The organism is Psychromonas sp. Urea-02u-13 (assembly GCF_002835995.1).
GTDB lineage: Bacteria > Pseudomonadota > Gammaproteobacteria > Enterobacterales > Psychromonadaceae > Psychromonas.
Genome location: NZ_PJBZ01000057.1, coordinates 38,329 through 62,839, shown reverse-complemented (window position 1 = coordinate 62,839; position 24,511 = coordinate 38,329). Strand labels below are relative to the sequence as shown.

Genomic DNA, 24,511 nt, shown 5'->3' with positions numbered 1-24,511 from the left:
AGTGGCACATAACAAGCAATTTAACAGGACTAAAAACAGTGGGCTATTTCGCTTCGCTCCATTTTAGCCCACAATTTTTAGCCCGTTAATATGGGCGTTATTTGTTGAATATCAAGTATATGTAAATTACTGTGGTTTTTATTTAATTAAAGCAGGCTGAAACGAGTTGTTCACAGCCTCGTTATATTTTTCGGGAGGCTCAATGGCTCAAGGTAGCAACAAAAAGTTATTAACTAAAAGAATTCGAAAAGGTAATAAGGGTTATCCGATTGCTACTATTTCTTTTTACGGGCCAACAAATCTCACTGCATCAAAATTAGTCTGTGCAGTGTTCGCATTTGATGGGGCTGATGCTGAGCCAATGAAAAAATGGTTTTCAACTTTAGATATAAGAAAATCTGACAAAACAATTGGTGAGGTTTTAGCATTTATCGAAGAGAATGGAGCAAAGTCTGTTAGCACGATTGATGGCATCATTGGTTGCCCCCATGAAGAAGGAATAGATTACCCGAACGGTGAGCCATGTCCTGAATGCAGTTATTGGAAAGGGCGAGATAGATTCACTCATGAATTGATTCATTAAATAAAAGTACGATAAAGTGTGTTTTTCTTGTAGAACAGGGATTCTACAGCCTCGTAATATACTAATTGGATTCCAATGAATAAATTTATTATCCTAATTTTTGCTATCTACTCTACTTTTGCATTAAGTGACAATGTCGATTGTACTAAAGCAATAAACACTATCGAGATTAATTATTGTGCTGGTGTTAAATTGGTAAATGCAGAGCAAGAGATGAATGTATATTTAGCTAAAAGCAAAGAGCACAATAGTTATGATGCTGAGCTTATTAAGTCAATTGAAGTCGCTCAAAAAGCATGGTTATTGTATGCGGAAGCGCATTGTAGCTCAATTTATACTATGTGGCGTGAGGGGACAATAAGAGGCGTTATGCACTTAAGTTGTCAAACTAAAGCAACCAAAATGCGAACACATGAAATCTGGTCAAACTTTCTTACTTATATGGATAGCACGCCACCAGTGTTGCCTGAACCAAAGTTATAAGTATGGTTAAGCAAGGTAGGGCATCCCAACCTTTATGACTGTATTCAATAGTTAATCTACGGTTATTTAACGCTCATAGGTTAACTATTTGAGGTATCATTACTCAATCCCGCGACACGTTAATTTCACTTTCTAATACATCTGTTATTCCTTAAAACCCCATTGTATTCCCTATATTTTTGCGAAAGCGGCACTCTATATGGATTGAAGAAAGCAATCTATTGAGAAATGCCGTATTCTTAATGCTTCAATCTTGAATATATGTAGAGGAAAATACCAATGGCTAAGCAAAATTACTCTTTCGAAAAACGTCAGAAAGAAATCGCTAAAAAGAAAAAGAAGGAAGAGAAGCGTTTGAAGAAATCTGGTGTAGTCGAAAATGAACAACAGGATATTGAACCTATATCTGAAAACAATGATACATAAGTAATAATCACCAACACATAACTATAAGTCATTTAAATGGAAAATTAACCGTTGGCCATTAGTAGTATTGGAGAACATCCCAACCTTTTTGGGTGTATTCAATAGTTAACCTACGGTTATTTAACGATCATAGGTTAACTATTTGAGGCATTATGACTCAATCCCGCGACACATTAATCTCACTTTCTGATACGCCTGCTATTCCTTAAAACCCCATTGTATTTCTCGTTGTGTACGCATGCCTTTTTATGTTGCATACCACTGAATTCGCGCTGTTTTTTTGCTCTAACTCTCATTTTTATGGTGAGAGTCATTTCAGATTGAAGGAAAGATTGGCATGTCCTGTTTTGGCCTGGAATATACGATATCATTGTTTTTTAAGCTGATTTATATGAGGGAATTCTGTGCATTACAGCTGTAATGTGGATTATTTCAGCTTAATAACACTGTTAAATTTCTCTAATTCATTCGTTCCATTGCAGCTTTGTATACTTTCCTTTATCACGCTTTCCAACAGAAATAACGGTAACTGTAACGACTGAATCATTGACTTCATAAACTAGTCGGTAACCTGCTTGTCTAAGTTTTATTTTGTATAATTCATTACCACCAGAAAGTTTTGCACTTGCTATATGTGGATCATTTAAAATACTTTCCAGTTTTTTCTTAAATTGAGACTGAACAGTAGCGCCTAACTTTTTCCATTCTTTAAGTGCAGACTTTTTAAACTCTAACTCATAAGTCATTCAAACTAACCTTTACGCTAGTTTCATTTTTACGCTCTTGAACAATTGCAAGTAGCTCTAGATCTTCAATATGATCCATCATAAATTCATACGTGTCTGCTGGTATACAATAAAAAGCAGGTTCATTTCTATTTAATATTGCTATAGCTTCACCATGAGCACTTAATGCTACTTTCATTGGGTTCGCTTTCAATTCGCTAATACTTGCTGCTGCTTCTGTTAATATTCTAGTTGTCATGCTATCACCTGTACGTTAAAGTGGTCGTTTATTAGGTCTAGTGTAGGCGGCGAAACTTAACAAGGCAATTTAAACGGAACAAAAACAGTTTGCCATGTTTCGTTCCTCAACAAGTTTGGCAAACAATTTTTGTCCGCTTAAACTGGGCGTTATGGCGCAAGGTGATATGTACAAAATTATCGAATTAATCGAGCGAGACAAATTAAGACTTGAAGCGCTTGAATGCATACAATACTTGAGCTTGCCTCAATGCTATTTAGCGGCTGGTTTTGTTCGAAATTTAGTGTGGGATCATTTACACCAAAAGTTAATTCCTTCTACTCTAAATGATATTGATGTTATTTATTACGACTCTGATGAAAATGATGATGAGGCTTACCTAAAATATGAAGCTGAACTCACTCTGCGTATGCCCCAAGTTGAATGGCAAGTCCGTAATCAAGCAAAAATGCATATTAGAAATGGTGATAAACCATACCAAAGCATCGTTGATGCTATGAGTTATTGGCCTGAAAAAGAAACTGCCGTGGCAATTAGAAAAACTGCTCTTGATAACTATGAATGTATTTCTGCTTTCGGTTTTGAGTCATTGTTTGATTTACAAGTCACATACAATCCAAAACGGAATCGAGATGTCTTTGAACATCGGATAAAATCAAAAAAGTGGCTGATTCACTGGCCAATGTTAAGAGTAGTACGATAACAAGCGCTTTAAACGGAATTAAAACAGTTGGCTATATTTCGCTTTGGTCTTTACCATTTTGGTAGACAGTTATTTTAGTCTGCTTAAGCGGGCTTTATACCTACAAGGAAGCATAATGAGAATTTTTATTATCTGTATTTTATTATCAATATCGGCTGGCTCTTCAGCTTATGCGCAAAGAGTATCGAAAGCGGAGTGGATTTCTGCTATGAAAACCGCCTTACCTGCTTATTTTTGTCAAGATGCTCAATATTTTAGAGAGTGCTTTACTGTTGATATTATTGAGTGTGAAAATGTCGCTTCTTCAGTAACGCGTTTATGTTTAAATGAACTTGAGAGCAAAATACCAGAAACTCTTAATCAACCAAATGATGGTAGAGTTTGGGGGACTAAAATAGGGATGTGTGCAGGTACTACATACGAAACAACCTTAATAAAAAAACGAATTTCTAGTGATAAATGTAACAACATTAGTAATTGGCAATAGCAGGGGTAATAAGGCAGGACATCCCAACCTTTTTGGCCACCCTCCAATACGAATGATGTCACGGTGAGTATGGGATCATTTTAGATTGATTAAAAGATTGGGATGTCCTGCTTAGTTTTGTTCAATAAAAGGTGAAGCCCTAACGCCAATAACCCATCACACGCCTCAATGAACCGACTTATCACTCAATTTAATCAATCCATTACTAAAAACAGAATAATCTCTTGAATATCAAGTATATGTAAATTACTGTGGTTTTCATTTAATTAAAGCAGGCTGAAACGAGTTGCTCAGTGCCTCGTTAGATTTCAGGAGTTTCAATGGAACTACATCAACAATATCATTTCAGAGAATCCGACAAAGGATTACTCGCATGGGATGTATTGAAACTAATTAAGAAAACAAAAGATTTTGAAGTGGTTCAAGTCCCGTTGAGTGACATTCGTGAATTAAAAGAAGTCTATTGGTTTGGGCTTGGTGCTCCGCCAATAATGGAAGATATCGTGCAACACGCCAAACAAATCTTTGAGGCAGATATCTCTTATCCTATTATTCTGTGTCCCGAAGGTAGGGTGATGGATGGGATGCATCGAGTTTGTAAAGCATCGATAGAGGGCCATAAATTTATATCAGCGGTAAGGCTCACTGAGCTCGGAAAACCAGATTACATTGGTAAGCAGCCAGATGAATTACCGTATTAAAAAACTAACTCGTTGCTTAAACGGAATGAAAGCAGTTGGCCTCGCTCCGCGATTATAACCAACCATTTTATCCGCTTAATGCGGTATTACATGTTCAAATCAATATGAGGTATTACTAGTGAAAGTATTTACAATTTCATTTCTTTTTTCAGTTACAACGTTATTTTTATTAGTTATTTTGGATAGTGGCTTATCAAACTTATATTGTGTTTGGCCACTTCATTTAATTGAAGCGACAGGGGTATTGGGCAATAACGCGGGAGGTTTTTATAATAATTGGTATGAGCTATCAATGGCATTCTCTCTGCTTGTGCAAAGCACTGTAATATATGCGCTTACCTCGAGATTAAACACATACAAAGGCGTTATCTAATTATAAATTGAGATGAATAGTTACTCAATTTAATGATTATTTCCGTTGTAGTTTCGCTTGTATGCGGGACTCTATTTTAGAGTCTCTCTGCCAGTCGCCATTATTAGTTTTATGACTATTGGGTTTGTAGCAGAGCCCCCTTAACAAGCCATCTAACTGGAAAATTAATCGTGGCGCATCGGTTTTAGATGATAGCTAACCATTAATTTCAACTAATGAGGCGTTAACCCTCCACTCATATTTAAAGGTACTTCTAGTGAAACAAAATCCATTTTCCTTCTATGATTTCCTTGGTTACATGTTACCTGGGGCTGTATTGTTATATATTCTTACTTTTGTCTTCGGTGTTGACAGTTTAGTGGTCATGTTAAATTCCGCTGAAGCGAAGAATTCAGCCGCTAGTCAATTGTTCAATTTCATCCCTGCAGTCATAGGCGCTTATTTAATAGGGCACATATTAGCGATTGGTTCTTCATCCGTTATTGAAGCTTTTACAAACTATTCGAACGGTTATCCCTCTGAGTTCCTATTTGCTGTGAAGTCTAAGCGTTACCTATCAAGCAACTCAGTTAGCGGCAATATTGGACGGATAATTCTGTGGTTATTAATCTTTCCCATCTCTCTTTTGAAAACGTTGCTTAAAGATATTCTTAAAATTAAAATGTTTAATCAAGCAAAGTCATTGCCTAAGCCTTTACGTGAAGCCACCTTTAGTAAGTGCAAAACAATACTTAACGATCAAGTGGGTGTTAATACCGCTAGCATGGAAATAGATAAAGGCATTGATGGTGATTATTTAAGGCTTTTGTATCATTTTATTTTCGAAAACTCAGAGAGGCATTCAGCTAAACTACAAAATTACGTTGCCCTTTACGGCTTAACTAGAAACGTATCATTTGTTTTTGTTTTAGTGTTCTGGGGATGTTTATATTCGTATTTTTTCATCGAGGGGACGAATGTTGGCTTGTATCATATCGCTGTCTTTGCGGTTCTTGCGTATGTTTTTTATATTGGTTTTGTTAAGTTTTATCGTCGCTATAGTTTAGAGGCTGTTATGGCTGCCACGGTATACACAGCAAAGAATATACCCCCAAAGCCGGTGCATAAGGCGTTTAAACGTAACTGATAGTTAAAAGAGGGGATATTCGTGCAGATCTTAAATCAATTTAAGATCTGCAAATATGACTATTTAGCCGTGGGGACAAGTCGAACTTGCGCAAGGTAGTCAGAAAAAGTATCAAAGCTATTTATCCACTTAATCGCTTCTAGCACTAACTGTGTACCGTTGTCAGTACGACTGTAGTGGTAGCCAATATCGTAATGATCGTAAAGGCGTGCAAAGGTTTTATTCTCTGATTTTGGCACAATCACTTTGTTGGTTAACTGGTAATCTGAATCTACAATGCCGCGTTTTTCGTTATCCGCTAACATGCCTGCTTCCATCGAGAGCAGTGTGAAATCGACAATCACATCAAGGTTTTTAATATCAATCCACGCATGGCCATGGAAATTTCTAATCGGGCTATCTGCAACATAATTTGCGGTATCTTCAATTTTGCTAAAGCCATAATCGATAACCCCATTTTTGCCTCTGTTAACACCAAATGCTGCTTTGCCGCTGACTAATTTAGCCCCAAATCCTGCTGCTACTAGCGCTTTGATTGCAAAGTTATTGATGGCGATTGATGAAGCATCACCCGCAGAAAGGCCTGAAAATGTTTCATTAACACTAATGGTTATTTCATCTACAACGGCTTGTAATTTTACTCGTTTTATTGCTTTAAGCTTTGCGCTCATATCGTATTTATTCCTGTTATCTCATTCATTCAAAAGCACAAAAGCAATTACACTGTAACCGCTCGTTTTTGCTAAACTATTTCTTATCGCTATTTTACCCTTTCGCTAAAAATAACATAATCATTTTTATGCGCTATTAATGACTTTAATATCGTTTAGAGGTTTATTGGAAATGGTATTTAAATGACAATAATTACATAAAAGTAATTGATAGTAGTTATCAATTTCATTATCATGCGGTTCGTTATATTTTAAGCTAATGAACTCTTTAGTGACAGATTATAATTAGCAACTTTTAGTCCGCTTAACGCGATATTAGGCATCAAAAAGGGTAACAACATGAAAATTATTTTTACACTAATTTATATGGCATGCACGATGGCAATCAGTGGCTGTAATACTGAAAAGGGGGACCGTCATTCAAAGCAGGAGGCGAGCCATTCAAAAGAAGAGGTAAGCCAAGCAAACTTGGATCCTGATATTGCTGCAATTATAGAGGGTGATTGGTATCGCCCAGCGTTATCAGTGACATGGCAATGGCAGTTAGTCGGTAGTATAAATGCTTCATATCCGGTTGAAATATATGATGTAGATCTTTACGATACTTCCTTATCAAAAATTCAAACACTGCAAGCATCAGGAAACAAAGTAATATGCTATTTTTCTGCTGGTTCGTATGAAGATTTTCGAGAAGATAAACAACGCTTTCTCTCTGAAGAGCTAGGCAATACGCTTGATGGTTGGGAGGATGAACGTTGGTTAGATATTCGCTCTTCCAATGTGCATGCGATTATGATGGTTCGTTTAGATTTAGCAAAAGAAAAAGGTTGTGATGGCGTTGAGGCTGACAATATGGATGGTTACACCAACAACTCAGGTTTCAATTTAACTGCGACAGACCAGTTAGCATATAATAAATTTATTGCTAATGAGGCACATAAAAGAGCACTGTCTGTTGGTTTAAAGAACGATCTTGATCAAATTGTCGAACTGGTAGATTATTACGATTTCGCTGTTAATGAGCAATGCTTTGAATACAATGAATGCGACACGCTCTTTCCATTTATAAACAATGGAAAACCTGTATTGAACGCAGAATATCTAGATAAATATGTGTTTAATGAGTCAGAGAGAAATGCTCTGTGTACGGAATCGGTGAGTCATCAATTTAGTACCTTAATTATCCCATTAGATTTAAACGATGAATTCAGATTTAGTTGTCTGTGAATACATAATAACTCACTCCAAAGGATAATGAGCTTCCCCCTGCTTTAATGGGGGAGGCATATAATGGCTGTGTTTTTTTGTTTTTTCGGCGCTTATTATAATCCACTATTCTAGTCCGCTTAATGCTACGTTAGGACTCTTAAATATTATCGAGATATCTGCATGATAGATTTTACAGTTTTACCTTTGTTTTTTACTGCGATTTTCTTTTTAGCTATTTCACCTGGTCCTGATTTGGTTTTAATATCAACTTATTCTTCAACGAAGGGTTTTAAAGCGGGTTTGATGATTTCTATCGGTGTGTTTTGTGCAGGTATCTTGCAAACACTTCTCGTCGCATTTGGCTTAGGGAAATTGATGCAATCTGTCCCTATATTTGCATATGCTATAAAAATAGTTGGCGCGTTATATTTAAGTTATTTAGGCGTAAAAATGTTACTTAGTTGGTACCGTAAAAGTATTAAAAGCGTTCAACCTAAAACAACTGAAAACTTAACGAATCTTAGCCTTATGAATAAAGGTTTCTTAAATAATTTACTTAATCCAAAGGCTTTATTATTCTTTAGTTTGTTTTTACCGCAATTTACTACGGGTACGGGCTTGCTTTCACTTCAAATGTTAATATTAGGGTTTATGCTAAGTTGCTTTGCTTTATTGGTTAATAGTCTCTTTTCTATAACATTTAGTCAGTTTGGTAAATTAATAGGCAATAAATTTAATCTAGGTCGCCACATAGACGGTCTATTAGGTTTTATTTTTATAGGTCTGGCAACTCGCTTAGCGACTAGCAAGTAACGAGGTCCTGTTTTTCTCAACCGCTGTAATGCGGGGTATTTCTGTTTAATCACACTGTTGTGCTCATACGAAAATTTAGTGTAGATTGTATACTTTGACGTGGTTGATAATATCGAGGTAATAATGAAACTAGATGCAATTCTGTGGGATTATGATGGAACGCTTGTGAATTCAGTTCCCAAGAATATTGATATTACAAAAGCTATCTTATCTATCGTTGCTCCACATTTAACGGGTGACAATTTACCGAAGTATTTAGGTGATGAGGAGTTGTACCATGAAGCAAATCATGGTGCTAAAAATTGGCAGGAACTTTACGTCAATTATTATGGTTTAACGCATGATGAAATGATTTTAGCTGGAAGCATGTGGGCGCAGCATCAAGAAGAAAATAAAACTGAAGTCATGTTGTTTGAAGGAATTAAGAATGTGGTAGATAAATTTTGCCTGCTCCCTCATGGTATTTGTTCCCAGAATTCACAAAACAATATTCGCAGCGTATTGAAAAAAAATGCTATTGATGGCCCATTTAAAGCCATCGTGGGCTATAACGATGTGTCAAATGTTCAGCAAAAACCTCACGCATTTGGTGGTGTAAAATGTGTAGAGTCAATATTCGAGCATACAGACAGCCTGCTTCTTATGTATATCGGGGATCACGAAGCAGATACTAAATTTGCTCGTAATTTACAGTCGGCACTTGGCAATAAATCTCAAGTGATTTCTGTGGCTGCCGCTTATAGTCGTTCAGCACCTCAAAATTGGAAATCCAAGCCTGATCATATTGCAACCAATGTTGAAGACCTTTTATCGATCATTGGAAAATACACCTAATATCAAGTTTTAATTTTAACCATAAATTTAAACGGAATAAAAACAGTGGTCGTTAGGTTTGTATCGTAGTTGTTGCTTATTTTAGTTTTATCAATTATTTAAAGGAATAAATTTTGCCATTTATCGCATTTGAATCGGGTCAATTATCTCCAGAAGTTAAAGAGCAACTCATCGCGAGGTTAACAGATGTTTCTGCTGAAGTTACTGGCATACCTAAAGAGCTATTTTTAGTTTCTATTCGCGAGCAATTAGATGAAAACATTGCTGTTGGTGGGAAAACCGTGAAGCAAATTAAGCATGAATTAAGTGAAAAACATAACAAAGCACTTAAACGGAGCGAGAAAGAAAAGTAAGATATTTCAACCTTTTTGACTGTATCCAATGACCCCACTTCTATGTTGAACGTAGGGCCATTTTAGTGTGATGGAAAGATTGGGATGTTCTGTTTTGTTTTTTGCTAGTAGTATCGTCTAAAGCTAAATTTTAAGGGGTGATAAATTGAAACAATCCATAGTACATATTGCCATCGTTGTTAAAGACTACGATGAAGCCATTGATTTTTATGTCAATAAATTGAAATTTGAGCTAGTTGAAGATACTTATCAAGCAGAACAAGACAAACGTTGGGTCGTCGTTTCTCCACCAGGCTCTAATGGTGTTACTTTATTGTTAGCTCGCGCATCTAAGCCTGAGCAACATGATTTTGTGGGGAATCAAGCGGGTGGTCGCGTTTTCCTTTTTCTAAATACCGATGATTTTTGGCGTGATTATAATCGAATGGTATCTGAAGGTATTACATTCATCAGGGAGCCAAAAGAACAAGACTATGGAACCGTTGCTGTATTTGAAGATCTTTACGGAAATCTATGGGATTTACTGCAATTAAACCCAAATCATCCGATTGCATCAAGATCGGTGTAAGCCAATTTAAACAAAAATACCCAAGCGACGACCTCTTTAAAACAAGAGGTCTGTTAGCCATCAGAGAATTTTTACCAAGAGTGCATTAAATGCCGACACATCAACCGTTATCTTACTTTTACTGTATGAAAAAAAGTGTAATTTTTTACGTTGTTTTATTTTGCATCACGCTATTCAGTATCTTCTTTATTGATCGTAATTTAGCAGATTTTCTTTATCAGCAAAATTTTGCTAATGCATTCACAAGCTCATTCACAAGCTCATTCACAAAGTTACTGAGTAACACGCCTGTCTTATTGGAAGTATTGGCAGGGGCTGTTTTATTGAGTTGTGCCATACCTAAAATGAGAAAAAGGTTTTCCCTTTTAGCCATGCACTTGGCGATGACTTTGGCTATTGCATCCCTCGTCAGACTTGGAGCCAAAGCCTTGTTCGGCCGTACTTGGCCTCAAACTTGGGTTGATAATAATCCCTCTTGGATAAGTGACCGCTTAGAAGGTTTCCATCCTTTTGCTGAAGGGTTGGCGTACAACTCATTTCCCTCAGGTCACGCATTGTTTACTTTTGCACTCGCTAGCGTATTTTGGTATCACTTCCCTCGTTTTTGTTCACTTTGGGTCGCTGCGATGCTTGGGGTCTTTATCGGTCAGCTAGCGCAAAACTTTCACTATCTGGGTGATCTTCTGGGCGGCTCTGTCATTGGTATATTATGTGCGCACTTAGTCATCGGCTTAAGCCTTTCTGTTCAGCAAGGTGTATTTAAAGAAAATTCAGGTAATACTAAGGTCGCTAAATCTGACACATAAATGGAGTATAAAATGGAATTAGGTGCATTTTCAGTTAGCTTATCGGTTAGTAACATCGAAGAGTCAAAAATATTTTATCAAAAATTGGGCTTCGAAATGGTTGGTGGCGATCAATCTCAAAACTGGTTGATACTTCGAAATGGCAATCACAGCATAGGGTTATTTCAAGGGATGTTTGAAGGTAACATCATGACTTTCAATCCAGGCTGGGATAGTAAATGTAAGCCATTAGAATCTTATACTGATGTCAGAGAACTCAAGGTGTCGATATTATACAAAATGCTATTAATGGCGAAAGTGGCCCTTCAAGTTTTGCTCTTAAAGATCCTGATGGTAATTCGATCCTTATTGACCAACATGTATAAACAAACCTATTATCAAGCGCTTTAAACGGAAAAACAGTAGGCTATTTCGCGCTGTTACACAATTATAAGCAATAATTTTAGCCCGCTTAATATGGGCGTTAAGCGTTAAGCGTTAAGCATTAAGGTGCATATGAATACTGAAAGATATGGAATAATCTTAAACGTTGAAAGGTATGAAGAGTGCGTGAGTTTTTATCGTGATGCACTTGGACTTAATGTTATGTTTTCAAAAATCGATGGAGATTTTAAACTAACCTGTGTGGAATTCGGAGCTGGCTATTTAATGATAGAAACGGATGGTTTCGCTGAGCCACTCGGTAAATCAATTAAAACATGCCCGTCTAAATTAAGGTTTAATGTTTCAGATATAGAAGAGGCGCTGAAGCGAGTCAAGAACTTAGGTATACCTTTTGAGTTCATTGAAAGTGACTGGGGCTCTACGATTAATATTTATGATCCCGATGGTAATCGAATAGGTATTCGCGATGAAGTTAGTTTTAAGCTTCAAGTTAATGCTTAACGCGTTGCTTAAACGGAAAATAACAGTTGGCCATCGCTTCACCCTGATAGCCAATATTTTATCCGCTTACACGATGTGATACCTATATTTAACGACCCTACAACCCATTTTAAGACTTAATGAATAGTGAACTTTATGAAATGTAAATTAGTGGATGTATTTGCTAAAAAGAAACTTTCGGGCAATGGCTTAACGATATTTTATGATTACGATTCATTAGATAAGCGTGAAATGTTAGCGCTTACGCAGGAGATGCGTCAGTTTGAATCGATTTTTGTTAAAGTGAATGAGCAAGCGTCATCTATCAGGGCGAAGATTTTTACGGTAGAGGAAGAGCTCGATTTTGCGGGTCATCCTATTATTGGTCTGGCCGCGCATTTACATGAGGAATCTGGAGATGCTAAACCAAGAGAGTGGGAAATAGCGTTGAATAAAAAATCGGTTATCGTGAAAACTAAAAAAACAGATAACTATTTTTATGCCTCAATGGGACAAGGAAAACCCGAGTACATTCACACTCTGACGTCCAGCGAAACGGCAGAAACGCTCTCAGCTTTAAATCTAACCACTGAAAATGTGGCAAATTATCCGTTAGAAGTTATTTCAACGGGGTTACCTTATTTGATCGTTCCGATCACCAGTGGCATAGAGAATGCCAATATTGGTATCAGAGACTTCGAAGCATTATTAGCACGCTTTGGTGCCAAGTTTTCCTATGTGATAGACATTACAAACTTTGAAGGTAGAACCTGGGATAACGACGGTTCTGTAGAAGATATTGCCACTGGCAGTGCTGCCGGTCCTACTGCTGCCTTCCTTGTTAAACATGAACTCGCGCTTTGTGATTCACCGATAATCATCTCACAAGGTCGGTTCTTAGGCAGACCCAGTGAAATAGAAGCTTATGTTGAAACTTCAGCCGAAACCCATCGCGGAAAAACAGAAACAGTAGTCTCCAATATTTGGGTATCGGGTGATGTTGTGAAAGTGGCCAACATCAATTTTGTTTAACGTTATGGTTTGAAGCGATTAATGACAGTATTGGGGGAAGGTTTGCTTATCTAGCATTCAGGCTAAGTAAGACCTTCCGCTTTTTCTTCGTGCCTTATGTGAATGGCTTTTGAATTGTATGTCCAGCTTGGTTCTCTTTTCTGTTATTTTTCTATTGTTTTTCATGTCGCTTTATCCCTGCCTTTTTTCACTGGGCACAATTAATATTTGTCGCTAAGTAATAATATTTACTCTGTGAACGTTATCATTTCAAAAGCTAATATTTTAAGGCCTTATTTTATTAGTAATACTCATTAATAATACTTCACTGATGAGTGGCTATCAGCCCTATGCTAGCTCGCCTTGGAGTAATGCTTACTTTATTTTTAGGCGGGCAATGCACTTTCACAGTGATTTCAGTATAAAAGGCAATATTTAAGCAAGTAAAAGCCTGTTATTAAGGTTTTTGTTAAATGATTAAAAATCAATTAGTTGAGATTGTGGTTTTTTACTTTAATCAATTAAAACAACACTTATTGTGAATGATAATGATGTGTTTGGTAATTGTTTCCATTATTGTTGCTCAACTCACATTTTCATCTTTGTACATTACATAAGCTACTTTTCATTAACTAAGGGCCAAAATATGAAGCTTATTTTGGCTATGTTTATTAATTTTATTGTTAGCTTATTTTAAGCTTTTTATACACAAGAATGATTGCTTTTAGTCGCTAAACATTCAATTTTTCAAGATTAATTTCATGGCTGGCGTCATATAAATGTAACGCAAGTGAGTAACTCTGTTGCAGGTTAATGATGGTGTCTACATCAATAGTGCAACTCAGTGAGTCCATGCCACCTTAAGATAAATTAAAGAGCTTTCTCTGAAAGTCTTTAATTTCAAATAATGAAAAAGGAATAACATGTTCAATAAAACACTTCTCGCGGTATTAATTTCTTCTGCAATCGGACTTGCAGGTTGTAATTCTAATACTGACGTTAATAATATTGTCCCTGATACTAATGATAAGAATCCTACGTATTCAGCACAGTTACGTGTACTTGAAACATCAGATATTCATGCCAATGTGATGGATTATGATTATTACCAAAGCAAAAACGATATCACGATTGGCCTTGCTCGTACGGCAAGCCTGCTACGCATCGCGCGCACTGAAGTGGATAATTCTGTGCTGGTTGATAACGGTGACTTGATTCAAGGTAGCCCAATGGGCGATTACGTGGCGAGTGAGTTCAAGAAGGGTAATGAGTTTGAGGTTCATCCTGCTCATAAGGCGATGAATTTATTGGATTACGAAGTGGGTAATATCGGAAATCATGAATTTAACTATGGTTTAGACTTTCTTGAAAAAGCGATTGCAGGTGCTGATTTTCCTTATATTAATGCCAATGTATATTGTAAAGCGGACTGTTGGCAGGGTAAAAAAGAAGACGACAATCTATTTACGCCCTATCTGATTAAAACCACCAATATTGTTGATGACAAAGGCCAACAGCGCACCATTAAAATTGGTTATATCGGTTTTGTTCCTCCACAGATATTGCAGTGGGACAAACAGAACCTGGATGGCAAAGTGAAAGTGGAAGGCATCGTAGAAAGCGCGCAGAAGTTTATTCCTGAAATGAAAGCACAAGGCGCGGATATTATCATCGCTATTCCTCACTCTGGTATTGGATCAAGTGAAAACCCGGGTGATGTTAATGCTGAGAATGCAACGTATGCGTTAACACTGGTTGAAGGTATTGATGCGATCATGTTTGGACACAGCCATTCCGTTTTCCCGAGTGAGCAGTTTGCGGATGTGCCTAATGTCGATATTGAAAAAGGGCTCATTAACGGTATTCCTGCGGTTATGCCAGGTCGATGGGGTGATAACCTTGGGGTGATTGATTTTTCACTTACCTTCAGTGATAACAAGTGGACCATTAATAGTGCAACTTCTGAATCTCGTCAGATATTTGAGCGTAATGAAGCGGGCGATAAAGTGGCCACTGTTGAAGCAGATAAACAGGTTCACGATGCAGTTGCATTAGACCATACCGGCACACTTGAATTTGTTAATACACCTATCGGCAAAGCAACCAGTGACATGTATAGTTTTCTGACATTGGTGCAGGATGATCCGACCGTGCAGATTGTATCTGATGCGCAAATGCAATATGCGAAAGATCAGATTGCCTCTTCAGATAACCAATCACTCAAAAGTTTGCCGGTATTGTCTGCCGCTGCCCCTTTTAAAGCGGGTGGTCGTCACAGCACTGCATCGGATGTTGATTCTTATGTGCAAGTACCTAAAGGTAATTTAACCTATAAAAATGCTGCTGATTTATATTTATATCCCAACACGGTTGTGGCACTGAAAATAACCGGTACAGAGTTAAAAGACTGGCTTGAATGCAGTGCAAATCAATTTAACCAAATTGATGCCAATAGCACAGCACCTCAGAGCCTGATTAATTGGGATGATCATAGAACTTATAATTTTGACGTAATAGATGGCGTGAAGTATAAAGTTGATGTCACTCAAGCGAGTAAGTTTGATGGTGATTGTGCAGTGATTAATGCAGGTTCTGAACGTATTGTTGATTTAACTTATACCAATGGCGAAGGTATTGTTATTAGTGGTGCTGATTTGATGGCGCAAGAATTTATTGTTGTGACAAACAACTATCGTGCCTTTGGCGGTAAGTTTGCTGGCACCGGCGCACAATATGTTGTGATGGAGCAACCCGATACTAACCGTGATGTATTAGCCGCTTATATTACCGCTGAAACAGCGGCGAATACGGCGGTTGATCCCTCAGCAGACAATAATTGGGACTTCTTGAATATCACCACATCAGTCGCTTTGGATGTGCGTTTTGAAACACAAGACAGTGCTACGGCAGCCAATTTTATCGCTACCTACGCACAGCGTACAATGACAAAAGTTGCAACAGATGATCTTGGTTTTGCGGTGTACAAAATTGACTTAACCGTAAACTAAAATGCAATGATAGTAAGCCTCTTAGGAGGCTTTTTTATTAGCCTCATTTTTTATTACCCTCATTTTTATAACCCTATTACCCTATAAGCCTTCATTGCCTAGATAGTGAGAAAACCTAGATAACTAAAAACAGAAATAACGATGAATCCAACAGTAACCTACTGATAAAATTCATCGCTGTAGCGCATCCACATTTAAACAATTGGATGCTCTGTTTGGTTTTCAGTTGAGCTAAAGCGTTGGGATTCCGTTTCCTGAAAAACTAACGGCAATATTCTCAATGTTACTGAGATCGATTTCTTTCCAGTTATTTAATTTTATGGTCCAGGTTGTAAAAGGGGTGGGCATAAAATAATTTAACGCATAATCAGAGGCTATCGCACCACTGGTTAGAATGTTCACTTCGTGTGTTTGGCTATTGACCAAATTGTAAATGATGCGTCTAAACAATGGCATTGCGGTAAACGTGTGATTATCTTGATATCTTCTATCTTGATAAGTACCACTCGATAATAAATCAATGTTATACAAACCTGTCGGTAACCCCGTTCCTTCGATGAGAATACTCACTTCATCTAACCTTACTCTGTCAAAATCTGCAAATATTTTACTGCCTAACGGCACTGTGAAATGCAGCATACCCGTACTTTTAAATTCGGCTAATTGATAGCTGTCATTAATATTATGGGTGATGGATTTAAAGTCTTGCGGGCGTGGGTAAAAATGATCCAAACTTGCAGCTTCCTGCTCACGCATAAAAGCAAGATCTTGTTTATAAGCCGCAAACGATTTGTTTAAAGAGGCAACCACAGAACTCTCTTCTAAAGACCAATAAGCAAAAGCGGCGCGATAGTTTGCAAGGGCGACAAACATTGGGCGTTTAAGGTTATTCAAGGCTCTGAAAAATGCGTCTTCTAATGCAGACACAGCCCTCGCATCTTTATCAATGGATGCAATAAGTGCTGATACGCGGTTGATATTCTCCACATTGACTTGACTCGCAATTCTTAAATCAATTTGTCTTGATAACTCTTGTGCTAAATTGATTGATGTTGCCGAAATCGCTTTGGCCTGAGCGACCAGTCTTTCCAGCTCTGCAAGGTACTGAGTACTGCCAATAACCCCAGCACTAATAACCAGTGAAAAATCAGCGCGCGCATCGATTAGAAATTCATCCCACACTAAGTTGGATGCTTCTACGGTCGGTACTGTGTGTTGAATGGAATTATAAAATTTTGCGATGTCACCAACCTGCACTTGATATTCTACATCCCTAGAAAAGGTATCGAGAGCGTTCAACGATTCCTTAATCTCAAGCTGTCTATTTGCGATAGCGTCTAAGGTTTTCTTTAATAGAATTATTTTTGTGCCTAAATCAGGTAGCGTGGTGACAAACTTGATCAACGCACTGGGATCACCGCCGGCAGAGCCCGCTATCGCGGTGCCTGCACTCGCTACTGCACCCACTACATCAAATACAGTTTGAATGGTTGCTCTATCTGCAAAGGTTTCTAAACCTTGTCTAAATGCAATTTGAGCTTTCAGGATATTTGCATCTTGCCCTTCATAGTTAGCGGTTTGCTGAATAAGTGACTCTCTTAATTGATTAACTTGGTTAACCGAGCGGTCAATAATCGCAAACTCTGCACTGCTGACGCTTTGCAAATCTTCCAACATAAGCACTGCAAGTTGCTTACGATCTGCAAGAAGTAGACCTCTATCCATATAGTTCTGATATTTATCTTCATAGGCACCCATCGCATCCAAATAACTGGCATAGGTATATTCATACATGTCATGGTTTAAGCCCGGTACATAATTAGGATTATTGTATGAAAGCTGAATGAATTGTTTTAAGTTTGAGACTTGTAAATAGAGTGACTTTAGCTCTGCGTTTTGCGCGATTGTAACAGGCATAAACCTTAATACGCTTTCAACCCAGTCAAGCATCGAGATGCTCAGCTCTGGTGCGTTATCAAAAATAGAGGCTGCCATATCAAAAGAATGGTTAAAAACCGCTATGTAGGGGGCACTCTCAATAGCGATCAGGGCATCTATTTCACTCTTTATGACGCGCTTGTTATATAACGTTTCTGAGACTGAATACATTGCACCAAAACCATCCGTTACTGGCACGACAATATCAAACTCATAACCTGAAGGAAGTAGGGTGATGACGTTGATATTATTGTTGATGTTTTTTGTAAATATACCCAGGCTCACTGAGTTTGACGTTCTTGCATCTATATTTAAGGTGACTGCATTATCACCAGTAATATTACGAGCAAAGATAAATAATCGCTGATTGCTTAAGTTAACGATAACACTTTCAGTTATCTCCAGTGTATCTGCGACAATCACGATGGCACTCGGTTTGTCCGCGCCATTAGTTAATGAATAATCATTTAAAATGCTACTTAAATTTAATAACATGCCAGACACTAAATAAGATTGACCATCATTGATCACTGTTTGTTCTGTCTCGCTTGCAGGTAAATTTTTAGGAGCTGGAAGTTTATTATAATTAACCCATTCAGAGGCGTTAGCGCCGACGCTAAAGAGCAAACTTACTGTGATAAGAAAGGTGTTGAAAACATTCATTTTACATCCTTATATTCATAGAAAAATATTAAAGCTAATGTTGAAAAGCAATATTGATTGAGCCTATATAGGCCATCAGAGTGATTTATCTAACACGCTATCGCGCTAGAAAAATCACCTTATAAAGAGTCTTACGCGTGTGCTTTATTCCATGATCACATAAGCGTTCTGTGCAAATCGTCTCGCTTTACTGCTTATCTCCTTCCATTTTGGACCAACTACGCCAGCCAATGGGCTACTAACAATACCTGCAACGAGTAAATTGGCATTTCTTAACGCATCTTCACTATCTAACGAACTTAAGGATGTGGTGAGTGAGTCGAAGTCGCTTTCTAGGCTTTGCCAGTGCAGTTGTACTTTTTTAAGCTGAGGTAATGCGTTTTCAATATGTATCAGCATTTCATTGATGTTTGAGTGAGCGAGTTCGTAAGAAGCACCTAGATTAACCGCATGTTCTAAGTTTGCATTTGCATCATTTATTTGCGTATTTACCTCTGCAATCAAATTATCTAACCTGACTTTTCTCGCGCCTTCAATACTGCCACAAATCGTTAATACCAGCGGACCGCCTATTGCGCAGAGGCCAATATTACGTTTCGCCTCACTAAGATCGCTTCTGTAACCTGCTATTTCTTGGTTTAATAAGCGTACATTCTCTCTTAATGTACTGATCGTCTCACTGTTCAGTAATGTAGAGAAATTACCTTCAATAACATCAAGTTGTGCTTTTTGCGCTTCAACATCGGCAGCAAACTGTTTTAACTCTTCAACCGCGTTACTGGTTGCTTGTTGCTGGGCACTTGTAAAGCTCTGCAGCACACCCAAAAAGGACAGCGCTGCGTCACGATTCGTCGCCGCTACAGTAAGATTGCCCATGATTGCATTTGTTTGTAGTTGAGTGATTTGATCCATCAGTGGCAAGATAAGTTGTGGGTGTATATCGCCGTAGTTTGCAAGCTGTAAAGCTAAATCAACAATACCGGGGTAAATCGTTGAGTTCCAATCATTACCAGAGCGATGAATGTTAGTAAATTCAGTTAACAAACTCTCGTATTCATAGGTGAACGCATCATTTACAGGGAATTTTGTTAACGTGCGTAAAGAGGCTTCCGTTGTTGGTAACGAGATAGCCGCTGTTGCATAGGCTTGAATTTGATACCACTCGGTGGTTGAAAGTAGCGATGTGTCTGACCCTGTATCAATAAACAATGAGTCACCTTCAAGTTCTCCTTGGATCGTATCATAGTCAAGTGGCGGAATTTCAGTGATGCTTTGTGCATATAAGCATGTTGAACCCACGATAGATAAAGCAAGTAGGCTCATTTTAAAGCGACGTAGTTGTTTATTTGTTTTAATTTTCATTTGGCTTTTCCCTTCGATGATGGAATAAAGATTAATCCTTTTCGGCGAGAGGAATATGCCAGAGCGATATAATTGTTTTTGGAACAGGGGTCTAAATTTGATATGTATCAATAAACTTTTATTATATTTATATGTGTTTATAAATATAAACCTATTGATTTATAAGAAGTTTGTTATTGATTTTAAATATGGCTAAATCGAAAATAATGGCTTGTATTAGCAAAGATGAAACACAGAGCAAGCGATAAGTTGGGATGATATAAATCATGTGATCTATTTTTACAAAATTCCTAAGAAAATCACGTAGCTATCTTTATATTTTTAGGTTATACAACAAAGAGTATCTATGATGTAACAATTACAAATGTTGTAGTGTAAATTTATTATTCTGATAAAAGGTTGCTTTTATGGCATACAAAATTTCAAATGATGTCATTTTTTGTAAAGTAAAAGCGAATCTAAAAAGTGCACAAAGCACACAGAAATTAAGTACGTCAGAAAAAGAAATCATAGACTTGTTATGTATTAAAAATGGGTCTGTTGTTTCTAAAGATGCGTTGAAAGTAATAGGCTGGCCAGGATTAGAAGTGACTGATCAATCTTTAACACAAGCTATCTATTCACTAAGAAAAAAATTAGCGTTATGTGGTGCTGATGATGTTATTGCGACTGTATTTAGCCAGGGTTATAGCGTTAAAAATGCACAGGCATTATCGCAAGAGGCGTTGTCTTTACAGCCACCGGTTTCTTATAAATTAAAACTATTCAAAATAAAATCGCTACATATACTGCCGTTTTTCGCTTTTTTATTATTACCCTACACGCTCTATGAGCAGTCTTTACACAGTGAAAGTAATGATGAGACGTTGGGTTTTTTATCTCCTCAAACAAACTATATATATAATGGCAACTACCTTACGTTTATCTCAAATGAGCACATAGACAAAGATAGAAAAGCCATGATTGAAACCTTTACAGATAAAATCCCTATTAAAAGCAAAGTCTTTTCTTTTGTAACCCAGCATAAAACCTATATTCTCGCTTGCCCATTAGCTAATAATGCCACTATGTGTGACAGCACTATCAGTAAAGTATTAGAACTCCCCGCCAATAAAGAGAATATCGCACTTCAAAAAGTGGAAGAGTGGTTCTCAATACAGCAAGAAATCAAAAATGAATTACCGCTATTTACAGGGGTAATGATGAGCTCGACTAACTATATGTTTGTTGATGAACAACTCACGATAACGGATAAAATGCGTTTCATTTTAGACTTTAACAAGCAGGTCAAAAGTGGGTTTAAAGAGTTCAAGCTTAAAGATAAGAAATATGAAGGTAAATATAAAGGCTCTATATTATATTCAAAGGAATCAGATACAAAAAATACCTTCATTAGTCGTAGTGGCGATTTTACCTTTAGTTTTGATAAAAATGTCGGTACCACTGCGTTAGTGATGCAAAATAAAACGATAGATATCATTCCTTTTAATCGTCTTCTACAAGAAAAATGTAACAAAATAATTACCGAAAAACGGGTCATTTGGAAGGTTAAAGAGTGGGGGAATCAATCGCTATGGGTATCTACTTCTTCTAATAAGATGTGGTTGTTTGAAGAAAACCCTCTCTATTAAGGGGTACTGCAGGCTAAGCGCATTAATTTATATAAATTCAAAAGAAATTAACCACGAAGGCATGAAGAAAAAGAAGGTTAAAGAGGGAATTGAATTTTTGTTATTGGTTTCTTCGTGTTCTCTGTGTAACGAAGTGGCTTCGTGGTCATTTTTTGCGCGGGGATTACTGATACAGGGGGTGCTAGGACGCTGATTTTCTGTTTCGTTTATTCTTCAATCAGTGTTGCGGTTACCAACTCGAGTAACCGCAACGGATTTATTGCCTTAAACAGCTTATCTCATCTCGCTTTACCTAATTTTAGAGACACTCACTCGTACGTCCTGGTATGTTTGCGCTGTATCTAATGTCAAATACACCCAGCCTTTTTTCGCTTGTACTGTTATCTCTTCACGGTTACCGCTATTAGTAGAGGATTGTTGGTAGTTGTCTTTTGAAGCCCAAGTGATGTCACTATAATAAAGGTTCACATCGCCATCACCACCCAGTGTAGTGAAAGACAAGGTGGCATCTTGCTCAACATAATAACCTAAGTATTCCATGTCATCTGACGAAACACACACCGCTTGTTTTAGCGTTAAATTGCCTCCGGCTTGCTCGCTAGAAATGCAGTTATTATTAGGGAGTTGTGGTTCGATACTACTGAGCAATAGTTTTACCTGAGCAAAGTCCGCATCGCTTTTCACTGTCAAATAAACCCAACCAGCAGTGACATTTGCTTTGATTAACTCATTATTGCCTTGTTGAACTGACGATAAAGTATAATCAGTTTCCGTAGGCCAAGTGTCGTCACTGAAGTAAAGGTCAACATTACCATCGCCACCCTCAGTAGAAAAATACAAGGTGCCGGGATTTTCGACATAATAAGAGTAATAAACAATATCGCTACCAGAAATACCACAGACAGGGCGGTTCAGCGTTAAAGCGCCATTTGCTTCTTCTGCTGTTATGCACTCGCCTATCGTTGTATTGGCGTTATCACCGCCACCGTTATTATTGCCGTTATCCCCGTTATTATCTCCATTATCACCGTTATCATGACTGAGTGCCGTTAACCAATCACTGAAATCTGTATTATAAATTTCCCCGATAGACGAGATATAACTCGCGTAGCGACTGAAGTTACCTTGGCGTAGGTCATTGAGCATATTGTCCACCTCTGCAGTATGCTTTTCAAACATATAACGCACCGCGAGATAACCGCCGTTGTAAACTTTATCATTACCACTCGCGTACTTGTTGTTGAACAGATCGTTTAATTGATAGTGATTGTTCTGACCGGTTTCAATCGCATGGCGGTTGTCATCACCGTGCGCGATGTATTCAGCTAGACCTTCAATCCACCAGGTGACGGGTTGTGTTTTTGACGCGTTAAAATTACCTTTAATGTTGTAGCGCGCATCAAGATAATGCACATATTCATGTTGCAGATTCCAAACTTGAAAGCTATCTGTTATCCAATCGGCTTCATAAGCAATAAAACGTGCTTGATTATCCAAGGCCGCAGGATCTCCTTCTAAATACATGCCACCGTTATCGGTATTAATACCAAAAATAGTACCTGCGTACTGCTTATAACTCTTGGTATCATTAAAGATCACCACTTCGAGCTGCGCATTGTAGTCATTCGCGACAGGTTGATAACCGCTATTGAGTTTGCTGTGGAAGTCGACCTCTTTCTCCGCCATTTGTGTACATGACTGCGCTAGCTCTGCCTGAGTCATAGACTGTGCACGGATCTTAATTGTCGGGCTACAGGTATAACGGATAGAAAGGATCAGAGGTTCTAATTGGGCCTTATAAGCACAAATATTGTATTCGTTACAATATTTGTAATAATTCACCATTTCAGCAGTTGCTAACCAGACTCCGTTGCCACGGCCACTCATGCTATAACGCGTTAATAATTGAGCTAAATAAGGTTTTACTTTGCTTTTTACCGTTGGCGCATAATGCAGCATTCTCCCTAGCTCTTTTGCTGCATTATTGATTAAGTACTCATTATCGGTACCGATGAGATAGTCTTGCTGGTCGATAAAAACCTTAAGGTCATCAACAAGACTATTATCGTTTTCTAAATGTTCAGAAAAACCATCAGCCCATTGGCCACGCCATAGAATGGTAAAAATAGCATTAACTGAGATGCTCATGCTACGAGAGCCACTCCAACTATTATCAAAACGCGCCAGTATATCTTTGACGATATAAATAAAATGGGTGTTATGACCGGTGCTGTCCACTAGGGTTAATACCTCAGAAAGCACTTGGCCGTGTTCGTCGCTTACATCGGTAAAATGGGTATTGTTAAAGAATGCGGTTAACGCCAACAAAGATGATTGTTTGATCGCATCCGAGTATTCACCGACAGCGTCTTTTTGATAATGCTGAATATAATAACCCGCTCTTAAAAACAGGACTAAATTAAGTATTCCGTCCTCGTCGCGACCTTTGTAAAGCGCACTGGCAGAACGGAATGCATTGATGATAGTGAACATGTTATTTTCATTAAAAATAGCGGTCGCATCTACGCTGGTAACAGAAAACTGTTTATTAATACAATCGCTGGAAACCTGAGTTACATAACTAATCAAGTCCTTACCTGTACGACTGGAAAACTCAGTCACAGAACAAGCTGCCAGTGTTGCATCGGATAACGCCGTAAGTTGCGCTAGACGAGGTGTGATAGTCAACGTAGATGATTCGATAGGAGGGCGTTTGGTAACATCCTGTATCTGTAATAACGTTGAATGCTGGTGGTTGGCGGTAGAGACTAGGTTTGTTGCGCTTATAGCGTCAGCTTGAGCAAAGCCGATAGTCATCAAACCATAAGTTACTAGTAAAAAATATCCTTTCATTTAAACCCTTTTAAAATACTGTTAATTAAAAAAAACACACAATAAAACTTTATTTGTTATT

The 24,511-nt window shown here is 37.8% G+C and carries 25 protein-coding genes; 18 read left to right on the top strand and 7 right to left on the bottom strand.

Translation table 11 applies throughout. The features are described 5' to 3' along the window. Nucleotides 1–202: 202 nt before the first annotated feature. The 3 genes from CXF74_RS10125 (at nucleotide 203) to CXF74_RS22170 (ending at nucleotide 1,492) form a co-directional block, all read left to right on the top strand. On the top strand, nucleotides 203–583 hold the full coding sequence (locus tag CXF74_RS10125) for a hypothetical protein (RefSeq protein WP_101082329.1): 381 nt from the start codon (nucleotides 203–205) through the stop codon (nucleotides 581–583). 75 nt (nucleotides 584–658) lie between these two features. Next, on the top strand, nucleotides 659–1,066 hold the full coding sequence (locus tag CXF74_RS10120) for a lysozyme inhibitor LprI family protein (RefSeq protein ID WP_101082328.1): 408 nt from the start codon (nucleotides 659–661) through the stop codon (nucleotides 1,064–1,066). 279 nt (nucleotides 1,067–1,345) lie between these two features. Beyond that, nucleotides 1,346–1,492: a hypothetical protein gene (locus CXF74_RS22170; protein ID WP_198552825.1), complete on the top strand. Its 147-nt coding sequence runs from the start codon at nucleotides 1,346–1,348 to the stop codon at nucleotides 1,490–1,492. A 464-nt stretch (nucleotides 1,493–1,956) separates the two neighbouring features. On the opposite strand, the gene CXF74_RS10115 is transcribed toward CXF74_RS22170, so the two are convergent. Continuing rightward, on the bottom strand, nucleotides 1,957–2,238 hold the full coding sequence (locus CXF74_RS10115; RefSeq protein WP_101082327.1) for a type II toxin-antitoxin system RelE family toxin: 282 nt from the start codon (nucleotides 2,236–2,238) through the stop codon (nucleotides 1,957–1,959). Beyond that, entirely contained in the window at nucleotides 2,228–2,476 is a 249-nt protein-coding gene (locus CXF74_RS10110; protein ID WP_101082326.1) for a type II toxin-antitoxin system Phd/YefM family antitoxin, read from the bottom strand. The genes CXF74_RS10115 and CXF74_RS10110 overlap by 11 nt, the downstream gene beginning before the upstream one ends. A 166-nt stretch (nucleotides 2,477–2,642) precedes the next feature. On the opposite strand from CXF74_RS10110, the gene CXF74_RS10105 reads away from it, so the two are divergent. The 4 genes from CXF74_RS10105 (at nucleotide 2,643) to CXF74_RS10085 (ending at nucleotide 5,866) form a co-directional block, all read left to right on the top strand. Continuing rightward, nucleotides 2,643–3,179, top strand: coding sequence for a nucleotidyltransferase family protein (locus CXF74_RS10105; RefSeq protein ID WP_101082331.1), 537 nt, complete (start codon nucleotides 2,643–2,645; stop codon nucleotides 3,177–3,179). Nucleotides 3,180–3,294: 115 nt separating this feature from the next. Beyond that, nucleotides 3,295–3,666 carry a hypothetical protein gene (locus CXF74_RS10100; RefSeq protein ID WP_101082325.1) on the top strand — a complete coding sequence of 124 codons (372 nt, stop codon included), beginning with the start codon at nucleotides 3,295–3,297 and terminating at the stop codon, nucleotides 3,664–3,666. 320 nt (nucleotides 3,667–3,986) lie between these two features. After that, nucleotides 3,987–4,367: a hypothetical protein gene (locus CXF74_RS10095; protein WP_101082324.1), complete on the top strand. Its 381-nt coding sequence runs from the start codon at nucleotides 3,987–3,989 to the stop codon at nucleotides 4,365–4,367. A 629-nt stretch (nucleotides 4,368–4,996) separates the two neighbouring features. After that, nucleotides 4,997–5,866, top strand: a complete 870-nt coding sequence (locus CXF74_RS10085; RefSeq protein ID WP_101082322.1) for a hypothetical protein — start codon at nucleotides 4,997–4,999, stop codon at nucleotides 5,864–5,866. A gap of 59 nt (nucleotides 5,867–5,925) precedes the next feature. On the opposite strand, the gene CXF74_RS10080 is transcribed toward CXF74_RS10085, so the two are convergent. Continuing rightward, nucleotides 5,926–6,537: a hypothetical protein gene (locus CXF74_RS10080; protein WP_101082321.1), complete on the bottom strand. Its 612-nt coding sequence runs from the start codon at nucleotides 6,535–6,537 to the stop codon at nucleotides 5,926–5,928. A gap of 378 nt (nucleotides 6,538–6,915) precedes the next feature. Between CXF74_RS10080 and CXF74_RS10075 the strand changes: the two genes are divergently transcribed. From CXF74_RS10075 to CXF74_RS10035, 9 genes are all read left to right on the top strand, one after another. Continuing rightward, nucleotides 6,916–7,764 carry an endo alpha-1,4 polygalactosaminidase gene (locus CXF74_RS10075; protein WP_232772493.1) on the top strand — a complete coding sequence of 283 codons (849 nt, stop codon included), beginning with the start codon at nucleotides 6,916–6,918 and terminating at the stop codon, nucleotides 7,762–7,764. Nucleotides 7,765–7,926: 162 nt separating this feature from the next. Then, on the top strand, nucleotides 7,927–8,559 hold the full coding sequence (locus CXF74_RS10070; protein ID WP_101082319.1) for a LysE family translocator: 633 nt from the start codon (nucleotides 7,927–7,929) through the stop codon (nucleotides 8,557–8,559). A 123-nt stretch (nucleotides 8,560–8,682) separates the two neighbouring features. Next, nucleotides 8,683–9,393 (top strand): HAD family hydrolase, encoded by a 711-nt coding sequence (locus CXF74_RS10065; RefSeq protein WP_101082318.1) that lies wholly within the window; start codon nucleotides 8,683–8,685, stop codon nucleotides 9,391–9,393. A gap of 113 nt (nucleotides 9,394–9,506) precedes the next feature. After that, nucleotides 9,507–9,746 carry a tautomerase family protein gene (locus tag CXF74_RS10060; RefSeq protein ID WP_101082317.1) on the top strand — a complete coding sequence of 80 codons (240 nt, stop codon included), beginning with the start codon at nucleotides 9,507–9,509 and terminating at the stop codon, nucleotides 9,744–9,746. A 145-nt stretch (nucleotides 9,747–9,891) separates the two neighbouring features. Next, entirely contained in the window at nucleotides 9,892–10,314 is a 423-nt protein-coding gene (locus tag CXF74_RS10055; RefSeq protein ID WP_101082316.1) for a VOC family protein, read from the top strand. Between the two features lie 89 nt (nucleotides 10,315–10,403). Further along, nucleotides 10,404–11,120 carry a phosphatase PAP2 family protein gene (locus tag CXF74_RS23000; protein WP_101082315.1) on the top strand — a complete coding sequence of 239 codons (717 nt, stop codon included), beginning with the start codon at nucleotides 10,404–10,406 and terminating at the stop codon, nucleotides 11,118–11,120. Between the two features lie 12 nt (nucleotides 11,121–11,132). After that, complete coding sequence (locus CXF74_RS10045; RefSeq protein WP_442965950.1) at nucleotides 11,133–11,510, top strand: VOC family protein; 378 nt, start codon at nucleotides 11,133–11,135, stop codon at nucleotides 11,508–11,510. A gap of 105 nt (nucleotides 11,511–11,615) precedes the next feature. Continuing rightward, the gene (locus CXF74_RS10040) at nucleotides 11,616–12,005 is read left to right on the top strand and encodes a VOC family protein (RefSeq protein ID WP_101082314.1); all 390 of its coding nucleotides are present in this window, start codon (nucleotides 11,616–11,618) and stop codon (nucleotides 12,003–12,005) included. Between the two features lie 135 nt (nucleotides 12,006–12,140). Then, entirely contained in the window at nucleotides 12,141–13,016 is an 876-nt protein-coding gene (locus tag CXF74_RS10035; protein ID WP_101082313.1) for a PhzF family phenazine biosynthesis protein, read from the top strand. 710 nt (nucleotides 13,017–13,726) lie between these two features. Here CXF74_RS10035 and CXF74_RS22845 read toward each other — a convergent pair. Beyond that, the gene (locus CXF74_RS22845; RefSeq protein WP_269800765.1) at nucleotides 13,727–13,849 is read right to left on the bottom strand and encodes a hypothetical protein; all 123 of its coding nucleotides are present in this window, start codon (nucleotides 13,847–13,849) and stop codon (nucleotides 13,727–13,729) included. A 69-nt stretch (nucleotides 13,850–13,918) separates the two neighbouring features. Here CXF74_RS22845 and CXF74_RS10030 point away from each other — a divergent pair, with 69 nt between their 5' ends. Next, nucleotides 13,919–16,003 carry a bifunctional 2',3'-cyclic-nucleotide 2'-phosphodiesterase/3'-nucleotidase gene (locus tag CXF74_RS10030; protein WP_101082312.1) on the top strand — a complete coding sequence of 695 codons (2,085 nt, stop codon included), beginning with the start codon at nucleotides 13,919–13,921 and terminating at the stop codon, nucleotides 16,001–16,003. 231 nt (nucleotides 16,004–16,234) lie between these two features. On the opposite strand, the gene CXF74_RS10025 is transcribed toward CXF74_RS10030, so the two are convergent. After that, entirely contained in the window at nucleotides 16,235–18,604 is a 2,370-nt protein-coding gene (locus CXF74_RS10025; protein ID WP_101082311.1) for a hypothetical protein, read from the bottom strand. Nucleotides 18,605–18,748: 144 nt separating this feature from the next. Beyond that, a complete protein-coding gene (locus CXF74_RS10020) occupies nucleotides 18,749–19,966 on the bottom strand; it encodes an alpha-xenorhabdolysin family binary toxin subunit A (RefSeq protein WP_101082310.1) in 1,218 nt (405 codons plus the stop codon). 407 nt (nucleotides 19,967–20,373) lie between these two features. On the opposite strand from CXF74_RS10020, the gene CXF74_RS10015 reads away from it, so the two are divergent. Then, entirely contained in the window at nucleotides 20,374–21,597 is a 1,224-nt protein-coding gene (locus tag CXF74_RS10015; RefSeq protein WP_101082309.1) for a winged helix-turn-helix domain-containing protein, read from the top strand. 288 nt (nucleotides 21,598–21,885) lie between these two features. On the opposite strand, the gene CXF74_RS10010 is transcribed toward CXF74_RS10015, so the two are convergent. Beyond that, entirely contained in the window at nucleotides 21,886–24,450 is a 2,565-nt protein-coding gene (locus tag CXF74_RS10010; RefSeq protein ID WP_101082308.1) for a M9 family metallopeptidase, read from the bottom strand. Nucleotides 24,451–24,511: the final 61 nt, after the last annotated feature.

Excerpts from the sequence above, each read along its gene's own strand:
- CXF74_RS10030 (WP_101082312.1), top strand. The coding sequence starts at position 13,919 with ATGTTCAATAAAACACTTCTCGCGGTATTAATTTCTTCTGCAATCGGA.
- CXF74_RS10035 (WP_101082313.1), top strand. The coding sequence starts at position 12,141 with ATGAAATGTAAATTAGTGGATGTATTTGCTAAAAAGAAACTTTCGGGC.
- CXF74_RS10040 (WP_101082314.1), top strand. The coding sequence starts at position 11,616 with ATGAATACTGAAAGATATGGAATAATCTTAAACGTTGAAAGGTATGAA.
- CXF74_RS10125 (WP_101082329.1), top strand. The coding sequence starts at position 203 with ATGGCTCAAGGTAGCAACAAAAAGTTATTAACTAAAAGAATTCGAAAA.
- CXF74_RS10120 (WP_101082328.1), top strand. The coding sequence starts at position 659 with ATGAATAAATTTATTATCCTAATTTTTGCTATCTACTCTACTTTTGCA.
- CXF74_RS10105 (WP_101082331.1), top strand. The coding sequence starts at position 2,643 with ATGTACAAAATTATCGAATTAATCGAGCGAGACAAATTAAGACTTGAA.
- CXF74_RS10115 (WP_101082327.1), bottom strand. The coding sequence starts at position 2,238 with ATGACTTATGAGTTAGAGTTTAAAAAGTCTGCACTTAAAGAATGGAAA.
- CXF74_RS10075 (WP_232772493.1), top strand. The coding sequence starts at position 6,916 with ATGGCAATCAGTGGCTGTAATACTGAAAAGGGGGACCGTCATTCAAAG.
- CXF74_RS10045 (WP_442965950.1), top strand. The coding sequence starts at position 11,133 with ATGGAATTAGGTGCATTTTCAGTTAGCTTATCGGTTAGTAACATCGAA.
- CXF74_RS23000 (WP_101082315.1), top strand. The coding sequence starts at position 10,404 with ATGCCGACACATCAACCGTTATCTTACTTTTACTGTATGAAAAAAAGT.
- CXF74_RS10095 (WP_101082324.1), top strand. The coding sequence starts at position 3,987 with ATGGAACTACATCAACAATATCATTTCAGAGAATCCGACAAAGGATTA.
- CXF74_RS10100 (WP_101082325.1), top strand. The coding sequence starts at position 3,295 with ATGAGAATTTTTATTATCTGTATTTTATTATCAATATCGGCTGGCTCT.
- CXF74_RS10020 (WP_101082310.1), bottom strand. The coding sequence starts at position 19,966 with ATGAAAATTAAAACAAATAAACAACTACGTCGCTTTAAAATGAGCCTA.
- CXF74_RS10015 (WP_101082309.1), top strand. The coding sequence starts at position 20,374 with ATGGCATACAAAATTTCAAATGATGTCATTTTTTGTAAAGTAAAAGCG.
- CXF74_RS10025 (WP_101082311.1), bottom strand. The coding sequence starts at position 18,604 with ATGAATGTTTTCAACACCTTTCTTATCACAGTAAGTTTGCTCTTTAGC.
- CXF74_RS10110 (WP_101082326.1), bottom strand. The coding sequence starts at position 2,476 with ATGACAACTAGAATATTAACAGAAGCAGCAGCAAGTATTAGCGAATTG.
- CXF74_RS22170 (WP_198552825.1), top strand. The coding sequence starts at position 1,346 with ATGGCTAAGCAAAATTACTCTTTCGAAAAACGTCAGAAAGAAATCGCT.
- CXF74_RS10070 (WP_101082319.1), top strand. The coding sequence starts at position 7,927 with ATGATAGATTTTACAGTTTTACCTTTGTTTTTTACTGCGATTTTCTTT.
- CXF74_RS10065 (WP_101082318.1), top strand. The coding sequence starts at position 8,683 with ATGAAACTAGATGCAATTCTGTGGGATTATGATGGAACGCTTGTGAAT.
- CXF74_RS22845 (WP_269800765.1), bottom strand. The coding sequence starts at position 13,849 with ATGGACTCACTGAGTTGCACTATTGATGTAGACACCATCATTAACCTG.
- CXF74_RS10080 (WP_101082321.1), bottom strand. The coding sequence starts at position 6,537 with ATGAGCGCAAAGCTTAAAGCAATAAAACGAGTAAAATTACAAGCCGTT.
- CXF74_RS10010 (WP_101082308.1), bottom strand. The coding sequence starts at position 24,450 with ATGAAAGGATATTTTTTACTAGTAACTTATGGTTTGATGACTATCGGC.